The sequence below is a fragment of the Kitasatospora sp. NPDC059817 genome (assembly GCF_042731835.1).
Lineage (GTDB): Bacteria > Actinomycetota > Actinomycetes > Streptomycetales > Streptomycetaceae > Kitasatospora.
In genome coordinates, this window is sequence record NZ_JBHWIR010000349.1 from 1 (window position 1) to 3,920 (window position 3,920).

At 75.8% G+C, this 3,920-nt stretch carries 4 protein-coding genes; 3 read left to right on the top strand and 1 reads right to left on the bottom strand.

All coding sequences use genetic code 11. The features are described from left to right. Positions 1–129: 129 nt before the first annotated feature. Together ACFV61_RS34980 and ACFV61_RS34985 are read left to right on the top strand one after the other, a co-directional pair. Positions 130–1,554: a pyridoxal phosphate-dependent decarboxylase family protein gene (locus ACFV61_RS34980; RefSeq protein ID WP_380496133.1), complete on the top strand. Its 1,425-nt coding sequence runs from the start codon at positions 130–132 to the stop codon at positions 1,552–1,554. Positions 1,555–1,630: 76 nt separating this feature from the next. Then, positions 1,631–2,152, top strand: a complete 522-nt coding sequence (locus tag ACFV61_RS34985; RefSeq protein ID WP_380496135.1) for a hypothetical protein — start codon at positions 1,631–1,633, stop codon at positions 2,150–2,152. A gap of 88 nt (positions 2,153–2,240) precedes the next feature. On the opposite strand, the gene ACFV61_RS34990 is transcribed toward ACFV61_RS34985, so the two are convergent. Further along, the gene (locus ACFV61_RS34990; RefSeq protein WP_380496137.1) at positions 2,241–2,981 is read right to left on the bottom strand and encodes a DUF2306 domain-containing protein; all 741 of its coding nucleotides are present in this window, start codon (positions 2,979–2,981) and stop codon (positions 2,241–2,243) included. 410 nt (positions 2,982–3,391) lie between these two features. Between ACFV61_RS34990 and ACFV61_RS34995 the strand changes: the two genes are divergently transcribed. Continuing rightward, positions 3,392–3,868, top strand: a complete 477-nt coding sequence (locus ACFV61_RS34995; protein WP_063350335.1) for a hypothetical protein — start codon at positions 3,392–3,394, stop codon at positions 3,866–3,868. The last annotated feature ends 52 nt before the right edge of the window (positions 3,869–3,920 follow it).

Genomic DNA, 3,920 nt, shown 5'->3' on the forward strand with positions numbered 1-3,920 from the left:
GGGGGGGGGGGGGCCCCGCGCCCCCGGGGGGGGGCCCCTTCCGTAGGATCGGCCGACCGGTCCACCGGACCGAACGATCAGGGTGCGCCGAGGACGCCGCGCCTCCCCCGCCCCTGGAGAGCCGCCATCATGACCACCGAGGACTTCCGCGCCGCCGCGCACACCGCCGCCGACCTCGTCTCCGACTACCTCGCCGAACTGCCCGGGCGCCCGGTCTGGCAGCCGATGGACGACACCGCCCGCCGGGCCCTGCTCGACGCCCCGCTGCCCGCCGACGGCCGCCCGCTCGCCGACCTCCTCACCGCCATCGGGCAGGACGTCCTCCCCCACCCGATGGGCAACGGCCACCCCCGCTTCTTCGGCTGGGTCAACTCCGCCCCCGCCCCCGCCGGAGTCCTCGCCACCCTCGCCGCCTCCGCCATGAACCCCAGCTCGGCCGGCGGCGACCACGCCGACGTCCACCTGGAACGCGCCGTGGTCCGCTGGATCGCCGAACTCGTCGGCTTCCCGCACCCGGCCGGCGGCGGCCTGCTCACCTCCGGCACCTCGATGGCGACCATCGTGTGCCTGGCCGCCGCCCGCAACCGCGCCGCCCGCCGGGCCGGCTGGGACATCCGCGAGGACGGCCTGGCCGGCCTGCCGCCACTGGTCGGCTACGTCACCGGCGAGACCCACTCCTGCGTCCGCAAGGCCGCCGAACTCCTCGGCCTCGGCAGCCGGCACCTGCGCACCGTCGCCACCGGGCCGGACGGCCGCCTCGACCCCGCCGAACTGCGGGCCGCCGTCGAACGCGACCGGGCCGCCGGACTGCTGCCCTTCCTGGTCGTCGCCTCGGCCGGCACCGTCGGCACCGGAGCCGTCGACGACTTCGGCCCGATCGTCGACCTCTGCGCCGAACAGCGCCTGTGGCTGCACGTCGACGGCGCGTACGGGGCCTTCGGCAGGCTCGACCCGGCCATCGCCCACCGCTACGCCGGCCTGGAGCGCGCCGACTCCCTCGCCCTCGACCCGCACAAGTGGCTGAGCGTGCCCGTCGACTGCGGCTGCGCGCTGGTGCGCGACACCGAGGAACTGCGCGCCACCTTCAGCCTCGTCCCCTCCTACCTGCGCGACGAGGCGGCCGGCGCACTCGGCTGGTTCTCCGAGTACGGCACCGAGCAGACCCGCCCGTTCCGCGCACTCAAGGTCTGGGCCACCATCGCCCACAAGGGCCGCGACGGCATCGCCCGGGACATCGCCCGCTGCACCGCCCTCGCCCGCCGCCTCGGCGAACTGATCGAGGCCGACGGGGAGTTGGAGCTGCTGGCCGAGGTACAGACCTCCATCGTCGCCTTCCGCCACCGCACCCCCGGGCGCGACGAGGCCGCCGTCGACGCCCTCAACCGCGAACTCCCCGCCGCCGTCCAGCGGCGCGGCCGGGTCTTCGTCACCGGAGCCCGTCTCGGCGACCGCGAGATGCTCCGGGCCTGCCTGCTCAACGCCGCCACCACCGAGGCCGACCTGGAGCTCCTGCTCGCCGAGGTCAAGGCGGCGGCCGCGGACCTGCACCCGTAACGCGGGCCCGGCGACCTTAACCACCAGGTCACGGCGGGTTCGTGGACAGGAAACACCCGTCGGGCAGGGTGCTGTCATGGAGCAGACGGAGCACACGGAGCACCCGACCACGCAGCCGACGCCCCCCCACCCCCCGGCCCGCCGACGCGGCGCCGGCACCCACCGCTGGCGCCGCGACAGCGTCGAACTAGCCGCCGTCTTCGTCTCGGTCACCGCGGCCGACCTGGTCGCCAAGATCGTCGTCCGCGGCCCCGACGGCCCGGTGGTCCTCGCCGCCGCCGCCCTCGCCCTCCTCGCCACCGCCCTCTTCCACACCTGGTGGTCCCAGCGCCACCACCCCCACTCCCCCGCGCCCCCGACCACCCTGTGGCGCGTCCGCACCGCCGCCCGCAGCACCCCCGACGGCCTGGCCCGCGTCCACACCGCCCTGGCCGACCAGCATGTCGCCGTCCTCTCCCGCCAGCCCCACCCCCTTCCCGGCACCACCGTCGACGAGCTCTACCTCCGCGCGCCCCACACCCTCACCCCCACCGACCTCACCACCCTCCTCACCACCACCGGCCACCCCCTCCTCGACACCCCCACCCGCATCGGCTGACTGCGGCGGCGACGCTGCGGGTTCCGCAACTCCGCTACGCAGGAGGGGGTTTGACGACCCTCCCGCGAGCCTTCCCGCCGCCTCCGGCTCAGGACTGCGGACCGGCCGGAGTGAGACGGTAGGCGGGCAGGCCCCGGCGGCGGATGAGGAATTCGGCGACTATCAGGTTGGGCAGCCAGCAGAGGAACGGGACGGCGGCGTAGGCGTTGTCGAAGAAGCGCTGGCCGTCGACGTGCCCCTGGGCGGTGAGCGTCTGGAGGAGGATGAGGACGCCGAGCCAGGACCGGAGGGTGACGGCGGCGTAGGTGAGGGCGAAGCTGCGGATCATCCAGGCGCGGTGGCTCGGCAGGTCGCGGTCACGGACGGCGCGGTAGCCGCGCCAGGTGGTCCAGGCCCAGAGCAGGGCGAGGCCGCCGAAGCCGAAGAAGCCGTTGAAGGCGACCGAGTTGAAGAACGCCATGACGAACGCGGCCAGGGATCCCACCGCGACCCCGAAGACGTAGATCCGGCCCGTCCAGCGGTGGACGGCGGGGGACCGCCGGCGCAGCACGGTGGAGAACTGGAACGGGCCGACCAGCAGCGCGAGCGCGGCCGTCACGATGTGGACGTAGAAGGTGACTTGGACGACCATCGGGCGCTCGGCGTAGGTGGCGGGCAGGCCGCCCTTCGACGCGGCGATGGGCAGGTCGGCCTGGGCGTACGTCCCCACGGCGTACCCGACGATCGCGAGCGAGGTCAGCAGGACGACGGTCCAGCGGAAGCGCCCTCCCCTCCTGCTCGTCGGGTCGGGGGCGGGGGCGGTCGCGGCGTGGGCGGCGGTACTGGTCATCGGTGGACCCCGATCGGCTGGAGGTGGGACGGCATCACGTGCGCGGTGCGGCGTCGCGCGGTCGGCCGGCGCTCTGCTCACGGCGCCCATCACCCCGGAACGGGGGCCTACCACCACGCTGTTCGAACCGCTGCCAGTGTGTCCGGGCCCGCGACCCCGGGCCATGGAGCGGCCCCCCGGACCGGGAGGGGGGTTACCCCCACGACCCGACGGGGCGTCAACCGGACGGCCTCCCACCGCACGGGCACCGCCGCCACCACCCCGGCCGCAACGGGCCCCGGGGTTCGTTACGCAGCCGATGGGCGGCCGTGACACGACCGGCCGGGGACCGCGACACGGGCCTCCTACCGTCATGGACGACGCACCGGCCGCCCCGGCCGGGAGGCGTCCATGACGAAGGAGAACACCGTATGAGCAGGAGCCGTACCCACCGCTCCCCCGCCCGCCGCGTGCTGGCCGTCTGCGCCCTGACCGGGGGCGCGCTGCTGACCGTCGTCACCGGCGGACAGGCCTTCGCCGACGGGACCCCGTCCGCCGCGCCTGCTGCGGGTGCCGGCGTGTCGGCCACCCCCACCTCGACGCCCAGCCCGGCCAAGCCCGCCCCGGCCGCCCCGGGCGCCCCCTCGGTCGCGGGTGCCACCCCCACGGCGACGCCCTCCGCCGGTACCGGGCCCGCCGTGCAGCCGGCCGCCGGTGGCGCCGGGGTCTCCAGTGACGGCAAGGCCCAGGTCCGCGAGGTGCCCAAGGGCGCGGCCCAGGCCGGCGACGGATCGGGCGAGACCGACAGCAACGGCCTGATGCTGGCCGGTGGCGGGGCCGTCGCGGCCGTCGGCGCCGGTGCGCTGGGCTTCGCGATGCTGCGCCGCCGCTCCGGTGCGCGCGGCTGACACCGGCCCCGAGTCCGCCGGGCACCCCGGCGCCGTTCCCCCGCCCTTGACC